At 43.4% G+C, this 23728-nt stretch carries 19 protein-coding genes; all 19 read right to left on the reverse strand.

The annotated features are described in order from the left end of the window. Positions 1-834 (reverse strand): 6-hydroxymethylpterin diphosphokinase MptE-like protein, encoded by an 834-nt coding sequence (locus BLR42_RS02115; protein ID WP_139165088.1) that lies wholly within the window; start codon positions 832-834, stop codon positions 1-3. A 340-nt stretch (positions 835-1174) separates the two neighbouring features. After that, positions 1175-1852 carry a hypothetical protein gene (locus BLR42_RS02120; protein ID WP_091866245.1) on the reverse strand — a complete coding sequence of 226 codons (678 nt, stop codon included), beginning with the start codon at positions 1850-1852 and terminating at the stop codon, positions 1175-1177. Positions 1853-1881: 29 nt separating this feature from the next. Beyond that, the gene (locus tag BLR42_RS02125; RefSeq protein WP_091866247.1) at positions 1882-2919 is read right to left on the reverse strand and encodes an aldo/keto reductase; all 1038 of its coding nucleotides are present in this window, start codon (positions 2917-2919) and stop codon (positions 1882-1884) included. 94 nt (positions 2920-3013) lie between these two features. Then, positions 3014-4222: a UDP-N-acetylglucosamine 4,6-dehydratase gene (locus tag BLR42_RS02130; RefSeq protein ID WP_091866249.1), complete on the reverse strand. Its 1209-nt coding sequence runs from the start codon at positions 4220-4222 to the stop codon at positions 3014-3016. A 76-nt stretch (positions 4223-4298) separates the two neighbouring features. Next, entirely contained in the window at positions 4299-5003 is a 705-nt protein-coding gene (locus BLR42_RS02135) for a sugar transferase (protein WP_022760878.1), read from the reverse strand. 121 nt (positions 5004-5124) lie between these two features. Then, positions 5125-5859, reverse strand: a complete 735-nt coding sequence (locus BLR42_RS02140) for a hypothetical protein (RefSeq protein WP_091866251.1) — start codon at positions 5857-5859, stop codon at positions 5125-5127. Positions 5860-6000: 141 nt separating this feature from the next. Beyond that, positions 6001-6783 carry a class B sortase gene (locus tag BLR42_RS02145; RefSeq protein ID WP_091866253.1) on the reverse strand — a complete coding sequence of 261 codons (783 nt, stop codon included), beginning with the start codon at positions 6781-6783 and terminating at the stop codon, positions 6001-6003. Positions 6784-6796: 13 nt separating this feature from the next. Then, positions 6797-7873 carry an LCP family protein gene (locus BLR42_RS02150; protein WP_091866255.1) on the reverse strand — a complete coding sequence of 359 codons (1077 nt, stop codon included), beginning with the start codon at positions 7871-7873 and terminating at the stop codon, positions 6797-6799. A 2-nt stretch (positions 7874-7875) separates the two neighbouring features. Further along, positions 7876-8337 carry a DUF5011 domain-containing protein gene (locus BLR42_RS02155; RefSeq protein ID WP_139165089.1) on the reverse strand — a complete coding sequence of 154 codons (462 nt, stop codon included), beginning with the start codon at positions 8335-8337 and terminating at the stop codon, positions 7876-7878. Between the two features lie 10 nt (positions 8338-8347). After that, complete coding sequence (locus tag BLR42_RS02160) at positions 8348-9211, reverse strand: polysaccharide biosynthesis tyrosine autokinase (protein ID WP_091866259.1); 864 nt, start codon at positions 9209-9211, stop codon at positions 8348-8350. A 12-nt stretch (positions 9212-9223) separates the two neighbouring features. Then, positions 9224-9949 (reverse strand): YveK family protein, encoded by a 726-nt coding sequence (locus BLR42_RS02165; protein ID WP_091866261.1) that lies wholly within the window; start codon positions 9947-9949, stop codon positions 9224-9226. Positions 9950-10027: 78 nt separating this feature from the next. After that, positions 10028-10753: a CpsB/CapC family capsule biosynthesis tyrosine phosphatase gene (locus BLR42_RS02170; protein ID WP_091866263.1), complete on the reverse strand. Its 726-nt coding sequence runs from the start codon at positions 10751-10753 to the stop codon at positions 10028-10030. 184 nt (positions 10754-10937) lie between these two features. Further along, positions 10938-15239: an endo-1,4-beta-xylanase gene (locus tag BLR42_RS02175; RefSeq protein WP_091866265.1), complete on the reverse strand. Its 4302-nt coding sequence runs from the start codon at positions 15237-15239 to the stop codon at positions 10938-10940. Between the two features lie 237 nt (positions 15240-15476). Continuing rightward, complete coding sequence (locus BLR42_RS02180; RefSeq protein ID WP_091866267.1) at positions 15477-15659, reverse strand: DUF4250 domain-containing protein; 183 nt, start codon at positions 15657-15659, stop codon at positions 15477-15479. A gap of 112 nt (positions 15660-15771) precedes the next feature. Continuing rightward, a complete protein-coding gene (gene clpB / locus BLR42_RS02185) occupies positions 15772-18360 on the reverse strand; it encodes an ATP-dependent chaperone ClpB (RefSeq protein WP_022760868.1) in 2589 nt (862 codons plus the stop codon). Between the two features lie 127 nt (positions 18361-18487). Next, a complete protein-coding gene (locus BLR42_RS02190; RefSeq protein ID WP_091866269.1) occupies positions 18488-18859 on the reverse strand; it encodes a hypothetical protein in 372 nt (123 codons plus the stop codon). Next, positions 18829-19197, reverse strand: coding sequence for a hypothetical protein (locus BLR42_RS02195; RefSeq protein WP_091866271.1), 369 nt, complete (start codon positions 19195-19197; stop codon positions 18829-18831). Before BLR42_RS02195 ends, BLR42_RS02190 begins: the two co-directional genes overlap by 31 nt. 2 nt (positions 19198-19199) lie before the next feature. Then, positions 19200-20846, reverse strand: a complete 1647-nt coding sequence (locus BLR42_RS02200; RefSeq protein ID WP_139165090.1) for an ABC transporter substrate-binding protein — start codon at positions 20844-20846, stop codon at positions 19200-19202. 26 nt (positions 20847-20872) lie between these two features. Continuing rightward, complete coding sequence (locus tag BLR42_RS02205) at positions 20873-23590, reverse strand: hybrid sensor histidine kinase/response regulator (RefSeq protein WP_091866274.1); 2718 nt, start codon at positions 23588-23590, stop codon at positions 20873-20875. Between the last annotated feature and the right edge of the window lie 138 nt (positions 23591-23728).

Below are 23728 nucleotides of genomic sequence, written 5' to 3' on the forward strand. Positions count from 1 at the left end.
TCATCCTCTTTTTAGGTCTATCTCATCAAAATCTACTCTCGTAAATATCTCAAGTTTGCCACCGCGAGTAGCATTAAATATTTTTATCCCATTTTTTTCGCAGTACTCTCGTGCTACTTTATAGCCAGTATCATTTGTTTCTTTTACTAGGTAATCTATCCTCTTATACCCGCCATTTTCAAAATGTGACTTTGTCACGCCAGTCGTGTGCTTACGACCTTTTCCATCTCTGTAAAACGGATAATTAGCATCTACCCCAAGCAAATAAATTTCTTTAAATCCCATATATACCGCAAGTTGAATAGATGTATAGGTAACTGTTCTGGCATTATCAATAAAACATGAACAGTCCTCACTAAAAGTCACTTTCTTATCATCCCAAAAATTCACAACATATCGTGGATTCGCATTACATAGAATAATCTTCTCATCTCTTGGGATATTCCCTCTCTGTTGCCAATTAATAAACATATAATCAGCACTAACTTTATCTATCTCATCCCCGATTTCTTCAACAATTGACATGCTATCCATACAGACATAGTATGTTGGTCTCCATGATGTTTTAGAATATATGTTATATATTTTATTAGCTGCAAACGAATATTCGTTTTTGATTTTTTGCAAATCTTCCGGAGTCAAACTTGGTCCATTCCCTATTATGAAACACCTTTCTCCATCATGAATATTCTTAAAACGTTTAATAATCTCAGGGAATTCTGATTCGCTATACAATGTATTTTCTTTTTTAAAATGATGCATTCCATAAGGGCATAATAATAACCGAAAATAGCGGCTATCCTTTATATCCCTTAATACCTGATAAACATTCATAAATCGCACCAATTACCAAACTCATTAACGCCATTACAATCTCTTACTAGATACAAAAACAAGCGGCAGCCACGCCGAATATTCGGGCGCGCTGCCGCTAATTAATCAAAATATAAAATGCCCCCGAATAATAACTTTTTTCATCAAGTTAACCACATAAGAAAATCCCCATAGAACACGCAGTTCTATAGGGATATTATACGCTTAATATGGGTTTTTGTCATTGACCTAAAATCCACCTATATGAAAAAGAACACTTTTCCCATGGTTTTTAGGGTCTTAATTGACACTTTTTCCATGAATTCCTATGTCAAAATTGACACTTTTTCCATACCCATATTTAATTCAGTTTATCAAAAATATCATCCAGCGATAATTCTTTCCCCGTCCTGTCCTTATAGATTTCATCGAAGTCCTTGTTTTGATCATGCGGATCAAAGTCGACATCCTTTGCGTGGGATTTCATGTCGTTGTCATCGGGAAGTATCTGATAGGCCATGTTGTGCTGAACCCACTCGTAGGCCATGTCCTCAGCATCTCTGTAGGATTGCATATCTCTTCCATGGACAGGCTTCTCATCTATAAGCGCTTGGCAGATATAGAGCATATCGCTGACGCTGTTTATTTTGTATGAGTCTATTATTTTCCAATTATCCTCGACATAAATTGCAGAGAAATCTTCGCCGTTGTATGTGAAGGTGTAGTTTTTGCCGGAGCCATCGTCATGAAGGTTTATGTCTGCCGAAGAGGTCAGGATTCCGTCATCCTCATCTGAACTTCTGCCATCATCACTACCGGTCAAGTCATCGCGATCATCGTTCTCTTCAACCGTAGAATCGGTATTTTCTACATCATTCTGCTGCACTTCTTCTGTTTTATCAGCATCCTCAATCTTCGTAAACAACTCGGAAGCAGAATCTCCGCCATTCTCCGATGTATCATTATTCCTACCACAACCTGTCAGAATTCCTGACAAAACTATGGTTCCGGTCAAAATAAAAGCCGGAACCCTTTCCATAATATTTCTCATAAATCTTAAATCCAATCTCATTTCACTTTTCTGTTCCCTGCCAGAACCTCTCTGTAATCCTCGAGATTCTTCTTAAGGAGCTGAGGAATTTGCAGCTCATACGGACACTTTGAAAGGCATGCTCCGCAGTTCACGCATTCCTCTATCTTGTTCATTTCTGCCTGCCAGTATTCGGAGAGCCAGCTGTCACTGGGAGCACGGCGAAGCATAAGCGTCATGCGGTTGCACTGATTGATCTGGATACCCACAGTGCAGGGCATGCAGTATCCACAACCGCGGCAAAAATCACCCATGAGCTCTTTTCTCTCACTCTCAATAAAATCTCGAATCTCTGCATCCATCTGCGGAGTGTCGTTCATGTAGGAGAGCCATTCGTTAAGCTCGGTCTCTCTCTGAATTCCCCAGATAGGAACAAGTCCGTCAAACTGATTTGCAAAGGCCATTGCAGCTTTCGAATTAGTGATAAGTCCACCAGCAAGCCCCTTCATGCAGATAAATCCGACATTCTTCTCATTACAAAGATGTATTAAATCTATTTCCTGATCGGTTGCAAGATAGCTCATCGGATATTGCACAGACTCATACAATCCGGACTCGGCGAGTTCCTTTGCGATTCCGATTTTGTGCGCAGTTCCGCCGATATGCTTTATCTTCCCCTGTTCCTTCGCCTTGATCATGCACTCATACATACCCGTACCGTCGTCAGGCTTCCAACACTGATTCATCAGATGGAACTGGTAAATATCAATGTATGAAGTTTTAAGTTTGTCAAGTGAGGTCTCAAGATGCTCCCAAAATTCTTCGGGAGTTTTAGAGCCTGTCTTTGTTGCGATGACGATGTCTTCTCTTTTCACATAGCCGTCACCGAAGGCAGCGCCCACCTTCTCTTCACTGTCACTATAGGCTCTTGCGGTATCAAAAAATCGCATGCCTCCGTCATAGGCTTTGCGAAGGAGCTTTACTGCATCTTCAAGCGGTATTCTCTGAATCGGAAGTGCGCCAAAACCATTTTGCGGAACGGTTATGCCGGTGCGGCCGAGTGTTACATTTTTCATAGTCATTCTCCTTCCCCTCATCCGTCAGCTACGCTGACACCTTCCCCCTGTGGGGGGAAGGCTTTAATAATCTCCGTAAGCTTCGCTGACACAGTTACATTCTACCATCAAGAAATTTGCCGGTTTCCTTATGGTTGAAGTTGGGAATCATCCTATTAAACAAATCAATAAGATCCGCTCTCTCCCAAGTTCCTCGTCTCTTCATGTCAGCAATTGTATTTACAAAATCATCCAACAAATCAGCATTAAAATCAAGCTCATTTTTGATGATTCCTATGGATTCGAATTTATCCATATCAAGAACTTCATTATCAGTGTAGAATTCCTCGAAATCCTTCTCACCGGTTGTGTCACTGGTAAAGAAATACACAGGGTATTTGTGCTGCGCTTTGAGCTCACTGACTCTGTCTCTTGCCTCCTGCTCTGTAGAACACTGTACGGGCTCATAACCCAGGTTTGCAAGATATTTCTCCGCAATGCTGCTGAAGGTGATTAGGTTTAATTCTTCGCTCAGTTTAGGAAAATAGATATCTCTGTTCTCTCCTGTAAGGCACGACAGCAGGCAGAGTTCACCTGATTCCTTCGGAGTTACAAAATATCGTCTGACATCGTTAGGTGCTGCAATTGGCTGATTTTTCTCTACTCTTCTGTTAAACCCATAAAGCAGACTTCCGTCCGAAAATGCCACGTTGGCAAATCTCGCCATTGATAAGGACATGTTCTCACTTCTTCTACTTAGGAACATCTCCATGATTCGCTTGGATGCTCCCATCATATTTACGGGATTGGCGGCTTTGTCGGTGGATATGCAGAAGTACTTTTTAGCCCCCATATCCTCTGCCATCCTCATGAGTTTTTCCGTATAAAAAATATTGGTGTCTACCATTCGCATCAGTGTAAACGGATCTTTCTCCGAGCGCACATGCTTAAGCGCAGAGGTGTTGAAAATATAGTCATAACCGCCGATGCGCTTTTTCTGAACTTCTATAAAAGCTTCAAAAATCTCACTTCCACAGTCTATCGCGAAAGTAGCAAACTCACCGCTTCCGTAGCCGGCAGAGGATCTGATATCACGCACAAGTTCAACCATGTTATTTTCACTTATATCAACTACATGTAAAACCTTCGGATCCCTTGCGAAAAGTTCTCGGCAAATAGCGGAGCCAATTGTTCCTGCACCGCCGACTACAAGGAATCTTGAGGATGAGATAATCTCCTTTAACTGCGCTTCTCTGTTTTGAATATCATTAACAAAAAGCGGTTCTGTTCTTCCGATAAGTTCGAGTATGTTATCCTTCGCCATTTTCCACCTCATCATGTCCTCTACTAAAACGAAACTCCTTTGCCTTAGCAAAGGAGCTTCACGTAATCCATTCTCTTTAGTAAGCACCCTCGGATTCAAACACCACGGGAATTGTTTTGAGTATTAGCTTAATGTCCGTTGCGATGCTCATATCTTTTATATATTTCAGGTCAAGTTCAACCCATTCATCCCATTTGATGTTAGCACGTCCTCCAACCTGCCAGTAGCAGGTAAGACCGGGCTTAACAATGAGTCTCTGCTTTTCATAAGCATTGCACTCTTCCATCTGGTTCACCAGGATCGGTCTTGGTCCAACTATGCTCATATCACCCTTAATGATATTTATGAGCTGCGGAAGTTCATCAATCGAATACTTACGAATGAATTTTCCGACATGTGTGATTCTTGGATCATCCTTAATCTTAAACGCATGACCGGTCTGTTCGTTTTGTGCCTGCATGCGCTGGAACTGGGCTTCTGCATTTTTGTACATGCTGCGGAACTTGTAAATCTTGAATGGCTTCATGTTCTTCCCGGCTCTGTACTGAGTAAAGAACACCGGGCCGCCGTCTTCAAGCATAATAGCAAGCGCTGTCACGAGGAAAATCGGTGACAAAACAACAAGTGCGAGGCTGCATGCAACCACATCGAAGGCCCTTTTAAGGCCTTTGTAAATATTCGCCTTGTGATCGTACACCTCCTGATAAATCAGGTTAATGATCTTTCTTCCTGATACTTCAATGATTGCTTGTTCCTGTCTGGCTAAAGCAGTATCATTCATAATTTTCCCCTCATCCGTAAGCTGCGCTGACACCTTCTTGCGAAGGCTTTAAAACATATTTGATACCTTTTACTCCTGAATTGTTTTCAACAATTCGTATTTAAAACCAATTTCATTGGTCTTAATTCATCTTAAGAAATGCAAATGTTCCGGCTCTGTTAACCGTGCAAATCACATGGCCTTCACGTACTTCGTCAACCTGTACTTCATTCCAGGTTCCTTTCGGTCCCATCTGGAATACCCTATAGATATCGCCGTCGTGAGCACCGTAAACCTTGAAATCAACCTGTGCTGTACTGAAGCGAACACCGGGTGCGTAGGTCTCAACCACGTTCTTAACCGATCCACCGATCTGTGCTGCAAGGATCTTTGCGGAATCAACCTTGGCAGATGTGGTCTCTCTCATAACGAAAGTTGCTCTGGTCTTAACTCCGCAGATAACGAGCTTTCCACCCTGTCCTACAGGGATCGGGCAATCAAGTCCCGGGGCTTTAAGAACTGTATTTACAAAAGGCTCTGATGCCGGTGAATAACCGCTTCCAACTGTGTTATTCTTAACAACCACCTTCGGTTTTGATGCTTTGCCGTTTTTAACCGTAACCTTTACTTCTACGTTGGTCTTTTTATTTGCAAGCTCAATAACTTTATTGTAAAGGTTCTGCACCTGCGCTTTGAGGTCAGCGATTTCTCTCTCAAGATATTCACCATGTGCTTTTGCTTCCTGATATCTGCCTTCTGCCAGACCGCGCTGGTAAGCTTCTTCAGCTTTGGGTGATCTGATAACAGTAGCCCCTGCCATAATCGGGGTTGACATAATCATTGCTCCCGCCAACAATAAAGCCATTATCTTTTTCATAACAGTTCCCCTTTCTACGCCTTTCAGCGTATGATACTCATAAGATAACCTAATTTAATATTATCAAAAATACGACTAATATACTACTTAAAAAACTATAAACTCTGCATGAACACTAGCTTTATTTTTACTTAATTACGATTAATCTGATGGCAGCTCAGGTGTCTGCGTATCACCTACATCCGGTATCTCGTCATTCCTGTCAATAGTGCCGTTTTGATCATCTATAAGGCACCCTACGACCACCCACTGTTTATCCGGATGCTCAGGATCTACGGTCACAAGACTCACAAGGAAATTGTCAGGTGTCGCCCCCTGTTCCCATTCGCTTCGAATGTTAGTGGCCGAGGTCCAATCCTTTTTCATATCATCGAGGTACTGCTGACAGCCCTCTGCTTCCGTGAAATCATATTGATGCATCACATCATTATTATCTCTCGCGTAGGCTGTCCAGACTTCGTATGTCAGTATGTTATCCGCGATGGCAATCATGAATGTCTCGTGGCTGTTAAAAAAGTCTTCATCCGCGAAATTCCAGAGCTCCGAGAACATATCCCCGTCCTTCGTGGTGGATCCGTATATCACGGTGTTAAAATCGCACATGTCATTCATGTTGAACGACTCAATATAAATTCCGCCCTTTTCACTCTCCTTCGTTCCGGTGATATCATGAGTCTTGTAATAGGTATCATCACCATCTAGATTCTGGGCGATCGGATAATCAATATTCGTATCAGGTACGACAAGCCATCCGAAAATATCAGGATTCTGATCAATAAGTTCCTGAGATTTCTTTGTTTTTTCCTCTTCGGTTTCAGTCTGATTACCGCATGACGCAAGAACAGCCGCCACACTCATACCAATCAGAAATAGTCCCCCTTTTTCAAGCAACTTATAAACTGTCCATTCTTTATATCGGTTCATTGTTTAGTTTCCTTTACCCCTGCACATCGATTTTTTCATAAAAAACATCGAGAAACATCTCGTATTTGGCATCATCATCCGGATAGAATTCTTCGAACTCTTCTCCCATCCTTGTTTCACCCTTTAAAAGAAGTAAGCTATCCGAATTAAACTCGTATCCGGAAACAGTGGACGCTATATAGGACAGCTGATCCACAGAAACATCCGTTACCATCTGCTTACTTATCTCTTTATATATATCCACCGCAAGTGTGGGCTGACTCTCGGTTTTCTCTATTACCTGGCTGATAAATGCTGTCAAATATTGCTTCTGTCTCTCAAGCCTTCTATCTGCAGAACCGATCTGTGACAAATTTCTATTCTGTAAAAAAGCAAAAGCAGCTTCACCGTCAAGATGAACGGTTTCTCCCGCTTTAAAGCTGTAATCACCGCTCTCGAAATCAGCTGTAGGCGTCACATCCACACCTCCGACAGCATCATTTATCGTAGTGATTGCACTCATATTGATAGCCGCATAACCATGTATGGGCAGTTTGTAAAACAGATCGCTCACAGCTCTCTTCTGGAGCTCACAGGAACCTTCAACACCGTCTCCGAAACCGTGCTGAAGCGCAATCTGTGCCTTTATCGTGTTTACAAAATTGCCATATTCATCGTACATTTCAATATCCGTCATGGTATTTCTGTTAATACCGATGACCTTGGTCGTTTTATCATGAGGATTGAAAACAATAAGAAAAAGTGCATCTGCCTGACCGCCGTTTATCTCGCCGTACACAGGGCTGACCTCCTCGTCCTTCTTGTCAATTCCCATCACAAGAAATGTCATTATATCATCGTTATAATCGTATATTTCGCCGTTATGCTTTACCCAGTCGTCCTCCCATTTCATGGCACTTTCCGTCTGAGTCAGCACCTCAGTGCTCTTGGTAACAGGCGCACTTACAGCATTTTTTGAAAAAAGGCCGGACTTACCAATGACCCTTGTAACCTGAAAAGCTCCAAGGCACACCAAAATCAGTGTGACCGCTATACACCATATAAGCAGGAATTTATTCAATCCTTTTTGTCCTCTTCCATGCCTACTCATAACTAATTACCTACGGTTTCTGATTCTCCCGTTCCAAATCCCTCTGTGTTAAATCCGTCTGTTACTACACCCTCCGGATAAGCGTTGTAGCTCTGGTCGCTTGAAAACAGCACATTGCCGTTACTTTTGATACTATCAATATTTGCAGGAAAAACTCTGGACTGCTTGGTCACATTACCGGACTTGTCGCTCACAGCATAGTAAACAACAGCAGTCTCCTGCTCCTCATTAAGTATGGTTTTCTCTACAACTATGCGGTCTGTAATATCTCCGTCAACGGCATCATAAGCTGCCACTCCGTTCAGAAGATCTGCTTCCTTCGTATTTTCATCGTAAGTGAGCTCGTATGAAGAGAACCTCATTTCAGGCTGAATTCTGTCAGTCATGTTGTAAAACCAGACTATGAAAACAGCCATCACTATACTTCCTATTGTGAAAAAGAATGCAAGTATATTACTTTTCACTTATAGTTCCTCAATCCTTTCTGACTACGCCTTCAATGTAGTCAAGTTCATCAAGATTGCCCTTAGCCGCTGTACTTGAAGGTGCCGGTCTCTCAGACTTTACCTGCGGCTGCATAATTCTTCCCGGTTTTCCTCCGGTCATACTGCCATCACTGTATGAATCATTTTTTCCGTAATATTTCCCGTAATACTTGCCATAATATCTGCCGTAATATCTGCCATAATGACCGTATACGCCGCCGGTCATATCAACCTTATTGAGCACTGCACCTATAACCTTTGCACCTGCTTTATCAAGCTGACTTTTTACCTTCTGAGCAAAGCGGTAGCTTATGGCATTATCCTCAATGACCATTATTGTGCCGTCACACTGCTTCGCGATAACGGCTGCATCAATAACACTTCCAAGAGGAGGAGTGTCGATTATTATATAGTCGAAAACATTCTTCATGTTATCAAGAATCTTGCTGAAAATCTGACCTCCAAGAAGCTCACTGGGATTGGGCGGAATAGGTCCAGAAAAAATAACATAAAGGTTCGGAGTATCGGTCTCGCATATAACATTGGAGAGCTTCTCGCGGCCCACAAGACAATGCGTAAGACCAAGTCTTACGGAGCCTGTCTTATAGCGGCCTACCATTACGGATTTTCTCATGTCCGCATCCACAAGAACCGTCTTCTTTCCTGCCTCCGCAAAGGCTCTCGCAAGTGCCATGGATACACTGGATTTGCCCTCGCCGGGTGTGCAGCTGGTCACCGAGACTGCGCGCACATCCTGCCCGCTGAACTCAACGTTACTTCGAAGAGTTTTGTAGGCTTCCTTTATCTGGTAATTATTTTCGGATTCGCTGAAATGTAATGTGGTTTGCTGCATGTTACCCCTCATTTACGTCTTACTTGATTTTGATTTTCTCTTTTTCTTATTGTTCTGCTCATCGGATATCGCAGGTATCATGGCAAGGGTGCTGAGTCCCAGGTATGCCTCTACGTCATCACTTGATTTTATAGTGTCATCCATAAGGTAATTGAGAATGATAACTGCGGATACCACAACAACAGCTGCAACGCCGCCGATCATAGTCCACCTCTTTGCACTGGGGCTGTACTTTTCAGTCGGCATGTTTGCAAGCTCTGCTATGTTAATGGCATCGATATCCATAACGTTCTGAATATGCTTTGATGCAACCTCGCGCACACAGTTGGCTTCCTTCATCGCCATCATGGGATCGGAGTCCCTGACAGTGATTGCTACAATACGAGTATCATCAGGTGTGCTGATGGATACGAGATTACTCAGCTCGTCATAATCCATGTCAAGCCGTAGTGTCTGAATAACCTCTTCAAGCACGTAGCGACTTTTTATCAGCTGTGCATAATCCTGCGTCAGCTGCGTGGATATCTGCACGTCCGAATAGGTTACGGTCGCGCCTTCTTCCTTGTTCAATATGTATATTTTTGTAGTTGAGGAATACAATGGAGTCAGTACGAATTTACTGACAAATAGACAAAGGAGCGCAAAGAACACTCCCGCACTCAGGATGAGCCATGCTCTTCCAAGTAAGACTGCGAACAATTCCCCCAGATTAATTTCAATTACATCATCTTTTCCCATACGCCCCTCATTCGTCCGGTCACAGAATCAAGTAAATAATCCTTCCCTAAAAATCGGTTAAAGGATCAAATTTGTTTGTCAGATAACTTCATTTCTTAGCACTTTCATGGCATTATCATGAAAAATCTTAAGCGCATAATCTTCGCCGAGCTTCCCCTCCACATAATCCCGACAATCCAGGAGGTGCGGCGCCCGCGAACCATTGTCATGTGCATCGGTTGCAACAAAATGAACCATCTGTTGTTTTAATAACTCTCTGGTAAAATGCCTTATTCCAAGGCCATATTTTCCCATTACGCTATTAGCATTAACCTGTATATATATTCCCATATCTAACAGTTCATCCACATACTTCACATGCTTAGCCATATCTGCATAGCGTTCAACATGCGCAAGAATCGGTATGTATCCTGCTGACTGAACTGCATACAGGGCATTATGTATAGTCTTATACATATCCGTTGGATGAAACTCTATAAGTACATAATCCGACTGGGCAAGAGTTGATGTTCTTCCACTCTCGAGCTCCCTAAGAGTCTGATCACTGTAGTATATCTCATTTCCGGGAAAAAGCTGAACGTTAATACCTGCCTGATGTGCTCTCTCCATAAGCTCACCCGTATATATCGGAAGATGTTCCGGGCTTACATTGTGATGCATCGGCTTATGATGCGGAGTCAGTATCATGCCCTTAGTGCCCTCTGAATAAGCGGTTTTCAGCATTGCAAGACTGGTCTCCATATCAGGAGATCCATCATCCACACCGGGCAATATATGGCAATGAATATCAATTGAAGGTACCACGAAAAATAGCTCCCCAACCTACTATAACTTGTACTTATACACTATATATTATACTTCATGTGGTTTTGTATCGCAATAAAATAAGATAAACAAAGGCCCCGGATGAGAGTGCTCTCATCCGGGGCAGAAAGGGATACTTAAATTAGCTTTAAATTACTAATTAGTAGCAATATCAAATTATTGATTATTTAACCTTAATCTTGAAGGTCACTTCTGTTGTTGCTTCCTTGTGTGTATCGTCGCCGGCTGCCTTAACTTCAACCTTAACCTTATAAGTGCCCTTCTTAAGACCCTTCTTAACAGTTACCTTACCTGTCTCACTGTCGATCTTGATCTTCTTGTTGCCGCTTACCTTAGTATAGGTTACATCACCCTTTGCCTTGCTGACTTTAACCAGTTTGGAAATCTTTATCTTCTGAGTCTTTTTGCTAACCTTAGAAGCCTTGATGGCTACTGTCTTACCCTTAACTGTAAGAGTATTCTCTTCCTTCTCCTTAACACTTTCTGCAGGAGTAGTAGCTGTAGCAGTCTTTGCTTCTTCCTTTGTCTCTACAGAAGTTGCTTTCTCCTCTGCGGGCTTTGTCTTCTCTTCCGTTTTCTCCTCAGTTTTTGCTTCAGGTTCCTCTGAAGGTGTTTCTGCGGGTGTCTCTGCAGGCTCCTCTACAGCAGGCTCCTGTGTAGCGGGCTCTTCTGTAGCAGGCTCTTCTACAGGATCAACTGCCTCACCTGTAAGAACGATAGTTCCGAATACCTCTGTTGAAGACCAGCCGTTACCTGTGTTATCTGCCCAGCTGAGTGTTCCGCTTCGCTTTCCTGATGCGTTAGCATCGTTGATCTGAAGTTCAAGACCAACCTGAGCACCTGTCTTAGGTGTGATGTCTGTCCACTTGAATGCTGCTTCGATCTGATAGCCACCCTCTGTAAGAACTGCCGCAGACTTTACATTATCCTCAATACACTTTGTGCCGTTGAAGCTGTGCTCGTTCAGATAGTTAATTCTGTACTGCTTGTCATCATCCTGATATGAACTTGTCTTTGCATTGTTCTCATCGATGAATACTTCAAGTGAATCCTGCTGGTACTCATCAGATGAATCCTTGTTTAAAACTGCGTCCTTAACATCTGCAAGAACATAGAGGTACTTAGAATCCCAAAGGAGCTTAGCTGATGCCTCTACCTCTGAACCAAGGTTAATTGTAAGCGGAACTGCTTTAACATCATTCCATGCATCATCAACCTTACCGTCAACTACTACGCTGCCGCTTGCAACTGCAAGAAGAGGCTTAACTACTGTTACTGCGAAATACTTGGTATCGAGCTTATTCATATCTTCAGGTTTCTCAGGAAGTGAGTTAACCAAAGTTGTATCGCCAAATACAACAGGCTTACAGTTATCTGATGCAGCAAAATCCATCTTTACTTTATTTGTTTCAAGCGCTTCCTGATCTACAGCAAGATTTACTACTGCCTCGTATCCTGTATCTGTTACTGTATATGTTATTGCATCTGAAGAATCGTCTCTTGTAACTTTCTTATATTTAAGTTCTCCTGTTCCGTCATCTGCCAGAACCATGAAGCCATCTGTTTCATTCACTGTTGAGTCGTTTACGGTTACCTTTACAGTAATCCCGTTCTCATCCCAAACAGGAATAAATGTAGCATCGAAATCGTCGCCTGTAACCTTGTAAGATTCTCCTACTGAGAAGTCATCATTTACTTTCTGCACAAGAGTAATGCTTCTGATCTCGGGCTCAAGCTCACCTGCTTCGGCAAGAGCATAGAACGCATTCTTTGCATGGTAGTTATCATCGAACAGAAGAGGATACTGTCTTGAGCTTCCGTTTGATCCGCCACCGTTGTTGTTTGCTGTCTGGAGCCATGAATGCTTATCTGTGATTCCCCAGATAGTCATACCTGTGAAGTTCACGCCTTCATTTCTAAGTCTTCTGATTGTGTCATAAACTGCTTTGTATCTCTCAGCGAGCTTCTCGTCCGTTGCACTTGCAGCTCCCTTGAAGTCAAGCTCGGTAACCTGAACCTGATCAACGAGTTCTGCATATCTTCTTGCAGCAATCTTGAACTGCTCCATTGTAGGAGAGTTAGCTGCAACCTGGTAATGAGCCTGCATTCCCATACCGTCGATTCTTGCGCCGGGTGTAGCCTTAACATTTTCGATAAGCTTGCAGATACCTTCCATCTTGTTAGTAACTGTCTCGTTGTAGTCGTTGTAGAAGAGGTCAACATCTGCAGGCATATATTTGTTTGCATATACGAATGCATTGTTGATGAACTCGGGTGACTCATATACTCTCCACCATGTTGAGTTCTCGCTTGCATTTCTATATGTACCTGTTCCGTCACTGACTGCCTCATTAACAACATCCCAGCCATAGAACATTCCTGCATATTTGCTGCCCTCACCTGTGAAGTGCTCAGCAACTTCTCTGATGTATACCTCGAGACGCTTGTTCATAACCTCAGGTGTTACATAAGGCTTTGAAGTATCATAATCCTCACGGAAGAAGAAATCCGGTGTCTGTGAGTGCCATACAAGAACGTGGCCTCTGATCTTGATTGGCTTCTCGGGATGCTGTTCATTCCAGTCAACAAAGAAGTCGAGACGGCTCTCAGGTAATGAGAAATCAAGTACCGGGAATGCGATCTCCTCGCCATCAAGAACTTTTGTTGTGATCTCTGCATTTGCCTTAAGCATTGACTCAGGCTTAAGCTCATTACCAAGTGTTACGCCATTGAAATGCTTTGTTGCAAGCTCCATATCAAGAGGATCACGGAACTCATCATAACTTGCTGCTGTACCGATGATGAAATCATCACCCATAAGAGCTGTTACGGGATCGCGAAGATCCACGATATCCTGCTCAACTTCCTTCTTGGGACGAAGTGCTTCAGGTGTGTTATCAACTGTAAGTTCTATCTTTTTCACTGTAACATCAAACGGGAATGCCTCATCCTGGTTATTCATAGCCATGATAGCAATTCTGCATGCATCTCCTGTTGAAGAAGGACGATAAGTATATGTGCTCTGTCCACTCTGTCCGTAAATCTGAGTTACCTCAGTATCCTGCTCATCATATAACTTAAAGCAAAGAATATTTGTTGCTTCAGTGAAATAGAACTTTATTTCCTTGATATCATCTATTGCATAGGTCTTGCCAATGGACATCCAATATTCATTCCACTGTTCAGCGTATGAAAGAGTTTGTCCCTCAACATCCTCGCCTGTATTCTTATTGCTGAACTTAAGATCATCACCTTCGAAAACGATTGTCTCTTCGTATTCATTCTTCTCGGAAGATGATCCATCCTTTTTATTTACCTTGATGCTTGTGACGGTCACGCTGTAAGGATAGTTACCCTCAGCCATGGACATGATACCAACATATCTTACAGTACCATCAAAGTCAGGGGTATATGAATACTCGCTACTGCCGTTTGCGTTATAGTCCTGGAATTTCTCGCCGGCTTCTGACAGTTCGGAGTATAGCTTGATGCAAAGGTTGTCACCCTGATCCTTAACTTTAACCGAGATCTTATCTACCTGATCTGTAGGGATATCCTCTCCCAGATCATAAACGAACTCCTCATACTGAGCGTTGAATGTAAGTGTTCCCTGTGCTGAGATGCTCTGATCCCATCTGCCCATAAATACCGGAGCTTCAGTATTTTCCTCTGATCCTGCAGCATTCTTACGCTCAACAGATATGTCTGTAACTGTGACGCTCAAAGGATACACGTCGGCATTATCGTTACTCATAACAGCAACGTATCTTACTGCTCCGTCATAGTTTGGAGTAAAGGAATACTCATCCTTTCCGTTGCAGTTGTATTCATGGAAATCTTCTTCTTGCTGACTAAGTGAAGCATAAAACTTAATGCAAAGGTTTCCACCCTGATCTTTTACCTTTACAGAAATCTTCTCAATCTCATCTGTAGGAATCTCTTCTCCGAGATCATAAACATACTCCTGATATATCTCTGAGAATGTAAGTTTTCCTTTTACAACATCATTCGGATTCCATCTGCCTCTGAATTCAAGCCCTTCAGTTTCAGCTTCCTCCTCGGCAGCTGCAGGTGCGGCCTCTTCGGCTGCTTCCTTAGTCTCCTCTGCTGTTCCAACAGTTTCGCTCTCATTAGCCTTGTTTTCTTCAGCCTTGGTTTCTTCAGCCTTGGTTTCTTCAACCTTGGGCTCTTCCACTTTTTCCTCAGCTGCCTCTTCCTTTTTCTCTTCCGGAGCTTCAGCTTTGGTCTCCTCTTTTTTGGTTTCTTCCGCTTCCTCTTTTACTTCCTCTTTTGTCTCAGACTCAGCTTTCTCTGCTGTCTCCTGCTCAGATTCAGCGGTCTCTTCAGTCTGTACAACTGCTTCTTCCGTAGCCGCATTAACCGGTAGCGTGCCTACATTGACAGATGATACAGCGAGGACTGCTGCCATCAAAACAGATGACATACCCCAATACCTTTTGTGCATACCTTACACATCCTCCTTTAAAAAATTGTCGACGTTGTGCAATCCCCCCATATCACACAGCAAGTTGATTAATTATAAAAGGAAATATTGCCCAAATGCTTACCAAAAAATGCGCTTGCCTTTATCATATTTTGTCAACAAAATCGCAATATATGAAAAGAGGATGCCAATATTTGACATCCTCTTGCTCAATACGTAATAAACCTCGAATTCATGCGGTTTTTTATTTATAAAATTTCAGGCAAACTTATTGGAATCCGGATTATAAACATATCCAATCCCATTAAGTTTTGCTACAATCCCATCCAGCTCATCTTTTCCTATATCAAGTCCTTCCGCAAGCGCTTCCAGACTGCTGTAATTGTCCCTGAGCTGGGTATTTATGTAACTAAGTAGCATTATTGGATCTTTCGGTATCATGCGGCCCCCTCATCCGGCGCTTCGCGCCACCTGTCTTCGCTCCGCTTCGGTCCGCGCTAAACCGACGTCCCCCGGACGTCGAGCGCCCCCTCGGAGAAGGCAATAATATTTATCAAACTTTTATTGCACGTGCGACAAGCGCATCACCTTCCACATCGATTTCAATTACATCGTGTGGCATAACCTTATCTTCAAGTATAAGCTTTGCGGAGAGAGTTTCAACATGCTTTTGCACAAATCTCTTAACGGGTCTTGCACCGTAATTTGCATCATAGGCATTGTCCGCAACAAACTGCTCAGCTGCAGGTGTAAGACGAATGCTAATCTCTCTGTCCGAAAGTCTCCTGTTAAGATCGTCAACGATCAGTTTAACGATTCCGCTGATATTGTCCTTGGTCAGCGGCTTAAACAGAATCATCTCATCAAGTCTGTTAAGGAACTCCGGTCTGAAGCGCGCATGCAGCTCGTTCATCGTAAGGTCCTCTGCTTCCTTGCTTATGCTGCCATCCTCCTGAATTCCGTCAAGAAGGTAGGGCGCACCGATATTGGAAGTCATGATGAGAATTGTATTCTTAAAGTCCACAGTCCTTCCCTGAGAATCGGTAACACGTCCATCATCAAGTATCTGCAGAAGTACATTGAATACATCGGGGTGCGCTTTTTCCACTTCATCAAAAAGTACAACCGCATAGGGCTTCCTGCGAACCGCCTCAGTGAGCTGACCGCCCTCCTCATATCCCACATATCCGGGAGGTGCTCCAATAAGTCTGGACACGCTGAACTTCTCCATGTACTCACTCATATCAATTCTGACGATATTGTTCTCATCGTCAAAAAGCGAAGCCGCAAGACTCTTAGCCAGTTCCGTCTTGCCTACACCTGTGGGTCCGAGGAACATAAACGAGCCGATCGGTTTGCCGGGATCCTTAATACCAGCCTTTGAACGCATGATAGCTTCGGAAACCTTGGTCACAGCTTCATCCTGTCCGATGACTCTCTTATGAAGTTCATCCTCAAGGTGAAGAGTTTTATTTCTCTCACTCTCAGTCAGCTTGGCAACAGGAATGCCTGTCCATCTTGAAATAATCCGGGCTATCTCTTCATCGGATACTCTCTCATGTACAAGAGACATGTCCTTCGATCCAACCTTCTGCTCTTCCTCTTCGAGCTGTTTCTTCAGTTCGGGAATTCTTCCGTACTGAAGTTCACTGGCCTTCTCAAAATCGCCCCTTCTCTGGGCAATCATCAGCTCGCTGTTCGCGCTCTCAATCTCTTCACGAATTACCGCAAGCCTGTCCACAGCTTCTTTTTCATTGGTCCACTGTGCCTTCTGTGTATCAAAACTGTCCTTTAATTCTGCCAGTTCTTTTTGAAGATTTTCGAGTCTCTCCTTACTTAAGGAATCATCCTCTTTTTTCAGAGCTGTCTCCTCAATCTGCATCTGCATGATCTTCCTGTTCATCTCATCAAGCTCTGCAGGCATAGAGTCCATCTCGGTCTTTATAAGTGCACAGGCCTCATCCACCAGATCGATTGCCTTATCGGGAAGGAATCTGTCGGATATGTATCTGTTACTGAGTGTCGCTGCACTAACGAGCGCCGAGTCCATGATCTTAACACCGTGATAAACCTCATATCGATCCTTCAGGCCTCTGAGGATGCTTATGGTATCTTCAACTGTAGGCTCCGAAACCATTACAGGCTGGAAACGTCTCTCAAGAGCAGCATCCTTCTCAATGTACTGTCTGTATTCATTAAGCGTTGTCGCACCGATACAGTGAAGTTCGCCTCTTGCAAGCATGGGCTTAAGCATATTGCCCGCATCAAGCGCGCCATCTGTTTTTCCCGCACCCACTATTGTATGAAGCTCATCTATGAAAAGAATTATCTCGCCGTCGGATTCCTTGACATCCTGTAGAACCGCCTTAAGTCTCTCCTCGAACTCACCGCGGTACTTTGCACCAGCAACAAGTGAACCCATATCAAGTGAAAAGATTTTCTTATCCTTCAGGTTCTCAGGCACGTCGCCCTCTGCAATTCTCTGAGCCAATGCCTCAACCACTGCCGTCTTACCTACACCGGGCTCACCGATGAGAACAGGATTGTTCTTGGTCTTTCTGGACAAAATTCTTACGACATTTCTTATCTCGGCGTCTCTTCCGATAACGGGCTCAAGCTTCTGCGCCTTTGCCTTGGCCACAAGCTCTGTTCCGTATTTTTCAAGCGTATCGTAGGTGGCCTCAGGATTATCGGAGGTCACCTTCTGATTACCTCTCACCTCGGACAGTGCCTTAAGGAATCTGTTCCTGTCGATTCCGAATGCCTGGAATATATTGATAATCTCTTTGTTAGGATAGTGAAGCATCGCAAGAAATATGTGCTCAACTGACACATATTCATCGCCCATCGCCTTCATCTCATCCTCACTCTTAAGGAGTACCTTGTTAAGGCCGGCACCCACATACGGGCTTCCTCCCTGCACCTTGGTTCTCTTTTTCAGAGCTTCATCAACTCTTGCCAGGAACACCTTATTATCGATACCCATCTTCTCAATGAGTTTCGGAATAATACTGTCCTCTATGGTCAGCAGGCTGTATAAAAGATGCTCCTGCTCGATTTCCTGATTGCCGTAGTCAACCGCAACCTTCTCCATGTTCTGGACAGCCTCAATTGATTTTTGTGTAAATCTGTCTATCTTCATAACTATCACCTCTTTTACCGGTTAGTAGTTCTTCCTGACTGAAATTTTGTATTATATTCTGTTCTACAACTGTTATAACACGATTATTAGCACTCGTCAATAGAGAGTGCTAATAATTCTTTCCGGTTCATCGAAGTGATGTCATGGTCAATATATATTCTTTAACTTTTTCGGGCTTTGACTTTTCCCAATGCCGCAGATTTGCCTGCTTCGAAAGCGGAACTATTACAGACAAATCCATATGAGCATCTTTGAAATATCCGTCGGGCTCTTCACTGAAAAAGTAAGCATTCCAGGTATCATCGGATGCATCCCCAAATCGTTCCGGTTCAAGATAAATCATCTTTTTTCGCTCTTCTTCTATGAAGGCATTGGCGGAAAGCGGCGAAAGGAGTTCATACTCCTGCGATGGAATATCTGTAAAAATGGGCGGCAGATCACACTCTGTGATAACTTCTTTTTCGCGATCTATCCTGATACCCAAAGCCGAAAATGACATTTCATTTTCCTTGAAGGCATCTGCAGCGGAAGTTCCTGAAGCAGTTCAAAGCCGTCCTTATCGTATCTGATACGGTTTGACTTCTTGGGATCCAGGACAATGCCAAGGTCTTCGGTATGCCATTCTTTGGTGCCTCCGGTCTGAATTACCACGTTCACAGAGTCATTTGGAGTAGTCTGCGCTATCTCTTCAATATTGTATGTTGCATAGCCACCCTCTGTCTCCAGATCGGTGCCACAGACATAAGCGAGTACAGTCCACTTTGCCTTACCTTCAGACGCAGTCTCATTATCCTTCTCCTTTTCACATCTGCCTAAACACTTTAGTGCATATACCAAAATTACTTTTTCGACATGTTTCTATAATTATTCTTCACCGAGCCGTTCCAGGATGCCTTAATACCATCCAGCTTTTCGCTCTTCACATAGTATCGGATTCGTGAAAACAGCGGTATCCACGCAGCTTCATCCTGAATAATCGTCTTCTCCAAGTCTCTGTATTCCTTGATGCGCTCATCCTTATCCGTAATGGCACGGGCATCGGTAACCCGTTTCATGATGTCCTCACGTGGATAGCAAAGGCTCCTGAAGGTTGTGTTCTCCTTGTTTCCGAAAAATGTATAAATGAAATTATCGGGATCATTAAAATCTGCTGTCCAGGTTGCTTCATAGCAGGAGAGCTGTCCGCCCTTTCGAAGCGTCATCCATTCGGAGTCATCAATAACCTCGACAGTAGCTTTAACCCCAATCTTTTCCCACATTGATGCTACTGATTCCATCATTGACTTTTCCCACTCAGCTACAGATGATTTGACACTGATTGTCATTTCAAATCCGTCCCCGTAACCTGCATCAGCAAGGAGCGCCGCCGCTGCATCAGGATCATAGGCAATCTCGGGAAGATCCTCATTGTAACCGCTAAGGCCATGAGGGAATATTCCCTGTTCAATCTCTCCCCTCCCATTCCTGCTGCTGTCAAGAAGAGCCTGTCTGTCCAGTGCCATCTGCAGTGCCTTACGTACAGCCACATTATTTAAAGGGTCTATGGACTCATTAAGCGCGATATAAGTGATACCTACCGGGTGTGCGCGGAACAAACGATCCTTATACGAACTATCATTCAGATATTTATCAGCATCGCTGCCAAGGCCATCCAGATCCAGGATATCCAGTTCACCCTTTTCAAATAATGCCTCAATATCTTCTGCCTCTGACAGGAATCTCAGATCCAGTCCTTCGCATTTAGGTGCTCCATTCCAGCAATTCTTATTTGCTTTAAGCAGCATACCTTCTCCCTTATTCCATTTCCATAGAACGAAGGAGCCTGTCCCGACTGTCCATTCGGGCTCCGTCCCAAAACGATCTCCTGCCTCAATAGTTGTTGCTTCATCCATAATAGATGCACCGGGCATGGATAGGCATGGCAAAAATGCCGCAAAAGGTTCCTCTAAGGTAATGGAAAAATCAAGATCTCCCAAAATCTTAAAACCTTCCAGCTGGTCAGTCTCACCGGCTTCTAATTTAGCAGCACCTGCAATATTATCAATGATATCCTGATTGCAGGAATCAGGATGAGTCAGAAGACGGGTAAATGAATACAGCACATCCGAAGCCGTAAGCGGTGATCCGTTACTGAAGGTTACACCCTCGCGAAGGTGAAATGTGTAAGTCATACCATCATCAGACACTTCCCAATCCTTTGCCAGAGACGGCAGAACAACCGCGCTGCCGTGGGCATTGTTTTCCATTTCTACCAGACGATTGAAAACATTCTGTGCAACCGTATAGTGAATGGATGTACACTGAAAATCCACCGTATCCGGTTCTTCTTCAACAGCAACTACAAACTTGGATACGTCCGGCTCGGCATTTGCATCATTTCCTTTTCCTATACCGTTCGAAGCTGCCTTACATCCTGACAACAGGGATGCCATAAGAAAAATCGCTGTCAACAGGTATACCGGTTTCATAATTTTGTGTTTTGTCATTTTCCACACCTTTCTGCGAAAAATCACTACTTCGCCGCTTTTGCCAATATAGCCAACAAGTCCTCCCGGAACTCACGGTAAGACTTAAGAAAATCAGGTGTATCACGTTTAATTGTTTCTATATCATTACTTTTTCCTGCCAGTTCAAGCGCTTTTGCCCTTGCAGAAAAATCTTTCATACCAATGGATAGAGAAGAGCTCTTTAATGCATGAACCTTGGTCGTATACAGTTCTATATCCCCATCGGCAAGGCTTTTCTCAATTACGTTTGCATTTCTCTCTGTCGCATTAGCAAAAAACTCAAGTGCATCCATGTACATAGGTCCGCTTCCGCAATATTCAACGCCTTCCTTCGGATCAAGCCAAGAACATGCAAATGCCTCCTCCGGGATGCCCTCGTATGGATCCTCGGCCTCTGCCTCATCACCGGTCGCCTGCGAGATCAAATTTTCCGGCAGATACTTTAGGAGTACAGCATCCATGTCTGAGATATTCACAGGCTTAGTCAGGTAATCTGTAAAGCCGGCTGCTATCATACGCTCCCGGTCTCCCTGAATTGCATTCGCTGTCAATGAAATGATCGGTGTGGCAGCTGCCTTCTCCGGAACTTTCTCTTTCAGTGCATTTAACGTCTCAACTCCGTTCATCTGCGGCATTCTGTAATCCAGGAATACCAGATCATAAAAGTTGGCACTAAACAGTTCAATACATTCTGCTCCGCTGGTCGCTGTTGTAATCTGTATCTGCGTCGGCTTAAGCAGTCCCTTGATTACTTCCAGATTCATAGGTGTATCATCCACAATCAGGATATGGCTATCCGGAGCAACAAAGGAAAAACTTTGAAGCCGCATATGATCTTTGATGGATACCGTCTTCTCGTCAAGCTGTCCAATTTCAGCAGGATCCGAAATCTCCTGTTCAAGAATAAATGAGAACGTTGATCCCACATTATAGGTGCTTTTAGCATCGATGTCGGTTCCCATCATCACAAGAAGCTTTCTTGTAATGGCGAGCCCCAGACCGGTTCCTTCTATCGTCTTTGTTCTTTTTGTATCAAGCCTGTCAAACTTTTCAAAGAGCTTGTACATCTCCTCCTCTTTAATTCCAATACCGGTATCGATAACCGCAACATATATCGTTGCTTTCTTTTCGTCTTTTTCCTTAAGAGCTACCTTAAATGTCACAGAGCCTTTCTCTGTATACTTGATGGCATTGGTCAGCAGATTGGTGATTACCTGCTTGATACGAAGCGCATCACCGACAAGTTCTTTCGGAAGATGCGGATCTATATCCAGCCGCAGGCTCAGCCCCTTATCACCGGCCCTTATTTGCAGCATAGAATATAAATCGCCGATAAGGTCTTTCAGAGAATAGGATGCCGGAATGAGTTCCATTTTGCCTGCTTCAATCTTGGAAAAGTCAAGAATGTCGTTAATTATTCCCAGAAGATTGTTCCCTGCTATGCGAATGTTATCGCAATACCCGAGTATGGTCTCGTCATTGGTTTCTCGACTGATAATCTCATTCATTCCAAGAACGGTCGTAATAGGAGTCCTAATCTCATGACTCATATTGGACAAGAATGAAGACTTTGCCCGGCTTGCCTGCTCAGATTCAGCAAGTGCATGAATTTCAGTCTGAAGGTTCTTTGCCAGATTAGAAAAGGTCTTTGTAAGGATGCCAACCTCATCATCTCCGCTGTAATTAAGTTCAACGTCGAAATTTCCGCTATTTATCTGTTCAGTGGCTTTTGTAAGATCATTAAGCGGTTTAGTAAGCCGCAGTGCAAACCTGCGATTAATGTAACTTAGAACAATCAGCAGAAAAACGGAAGCAATCATTATCTGCACTACCATTTTTCTCAGTGTTCTGTTAATTTCAGACGCAGGTACCGTTACATGCAGTCGCATCCCGTTATCCAGCGGAAGCCATACGCCCATCTTTTCTTCTCCATCGACTGTATAACGATAATGTCTTTCTGCTGTCAAAAGCCCCGGCGGAACATCCGGTCTGCTCATATCTGTCAGTATGGTAGCATCAATATGCGGATGGTATACCAGATTACCTGCTTCATCTGCGATAAAGGCATACCCATTGTCATATAATGTAATATGTCTTACCTCTGAAGACATAAGTGAGTAGTCAATCTCAGCCCCTATAACGCCGATGAACTCGTTTTTCCAATAAACAGGAACATTGTAGGAAATGACTCGCACCTCATCAATATCGGTGATGTAGGGAGAAATCCACACCGGTTCTCCGGTAACCTTCGGAATAGTGAACCACGGAAGTTCACTGGTATCGTTGGTGTCATAGAGAGTCATGTCAATCATCTCGTGCTCTCTAAATCCCTCTCCGTCAGGATTTGAATACCAGAACCCTTTGATCTTTTTCGATACTGCAGGGTCAATCCTGTAGTAATATGTTAAAACGCCATTTGTCTGATACATAACCTTCTCGAAGGCGGTACGCATACGTTCTACATGATCTCCCAGCTGATCATCCGAAGTTCTCTCAAGATTCTCTTCAACAATACCTGCAATCTTGGTCACTGAATGCTCTGCACTGTCAAAATACGCATTCAGATTCTTCTGTCCGGCCTCACAGAGGTGAAACAGCATTTCATCCGCATCGCTGTTGCCAAGTTTATTGATTGAATATACAGCAATTGCGGCAACTATAATAACTGCAATGACAATGGTACACACCGTCAGCAGAGTAAATTTTGTTCGTATTGACTTCATGCCATTTTATCCTTTCCGGAATGCATCTATCGTCAAATAAAAACGTCAACAAGGTTAGAATATCCCAATTCTCCAATAATAATTGTAACAATGAATAATAAAATGAATATTATTGTAATATAAAAAAACAATTACAAT

Source organism: Butyrivibrio sp. INlla16, assembly GCF_900104155.1.
Taxonomy (GTDB): domain Bacteria; phylum Bacillota; class Clostridia; order Lachnospirales; family Lachnospiraceae; genus Butyrivibrio.

What these genes read in the sequence shown, in the direction of transcription:
- BLR42_RS02120 (WP_091866245.1), bottom strand. Translation starts at nt 1,852, where the DNA reads ATGGAAAGGGTTCCGGCTTTTATTTTGACCGGAACCATAGTTTTGTCA.
- BLR42_RS02150 (WP_091866255.1), bottom strand. Translation starts at nt 7,873, where the DNA reads ATGAGTAGGCATGGAAGAGGACAAAAAGGATTGAATAAATTCCTGCTT.
- BLR42_RS02200 (WP_139165090.1), bottom strand. Translation starts at nt 20,846, where the DNA reads ATGACAAAACACAAAATTATGAAACCGGTATACCTGTTGACAGCGATT.
- BLR42_RS02130 (WP_091866249.1), bottom strand. Translation starts at nt 4,222, where the DNA reads ATGGCGAAGGATAACATACTCGAACTTATCGGAAGAACAGAACCGCTT.
- BLR42_RS02145 (WP_091866253.1), bottom strand. Translation starts at nt 6,783, where the DNA reads ATGAACCGATATAAAGAATGGACAGTTTATAAGTTGCTTGAAAAAGGG.
- BLR42_RS02205 (WP_091866274.1), bottom strand. Translation starts at nt 23,590, where the DNA reads ATGAAGTCAATACGAACAAAATTTACTCTGCTGACGGTGTGTACCATT.
- BLR42_RS02135 (WP_022760878.1), bottom strand. Translation starts at nt 5,003, where the DNA reads ATGAATGATACTGCTTTAGCCAGACAGGAACAAGCAATCATTGAAGTA.
- BLR42_RS02190 (WP_091866269.1), bottom strand. Translation starts at nt 18,859, where the DNA reads ATGTCATTTTCGGCTTTGGGTATCAGGATAGATCGCGAAAAAGAAGTT.
- BLR42_RS02175 (WP_091866265.1), bottom strand. Translation starts at nt 15,239, where the DNA reads ATGCACAAAAGGTATTGGGGTATGTCATCTGTTTTGATGGCAGCAGTC.
- BLR42_RS02140 (WP_091866251.1), bottom strand. Translation starts at nt 5,859, where the DNA reads ATGAAAAAGATAATGGCTTTATTGTTGGCGGGAGCAATGATTATGTCA.
- BLR42_RS02115 (WP_139165088.1), bottom strand. Translation starts at nt 834, where the DNA reads ATGAATGTTTATCAGGTATTAAGGGATATAAAGGATAGCCGCTATTTT.
- BLR42_RS02125 (WP_091866247.1), bottom strand. Translation starts at nt 2,919, where the DNA reads ATGAAAAATGTAACACTCGGCCGCACCGGCATAACCGTTCCGCAAAAT.
- BLR42_RS02160 (WP_091866259.1), bottom strand. Translation starts at nt 9,211, where the DNA reads ATGCAGCAAACCACATTACATTTCAGCGAATCCGAAAATAATTACCAG.
- BLR42_RS02165 (WP_091866261.1), bottom strand. Translation starts at nt 9,949, where the DNA reads ATGGGAAAAGATGATGTAATTGAAATTAATCTGGGGGAATTGTTCGCA.
- BLR42_RS02180 (WP_091866267.1), bottom strand. Translation starts at nt 15,659, where the DNA reads ATGATACCGAAAGATCCAATAATGCTACTTAGTTACATAAATACCCAG.
- clpB (WP_022760868.1), bottom strand. Translation starts at nt 18,360, where the DNA reads ATGAAGATAGACAGATTTACACAAAAATCAATTGAGGCTGTCCAGAAC.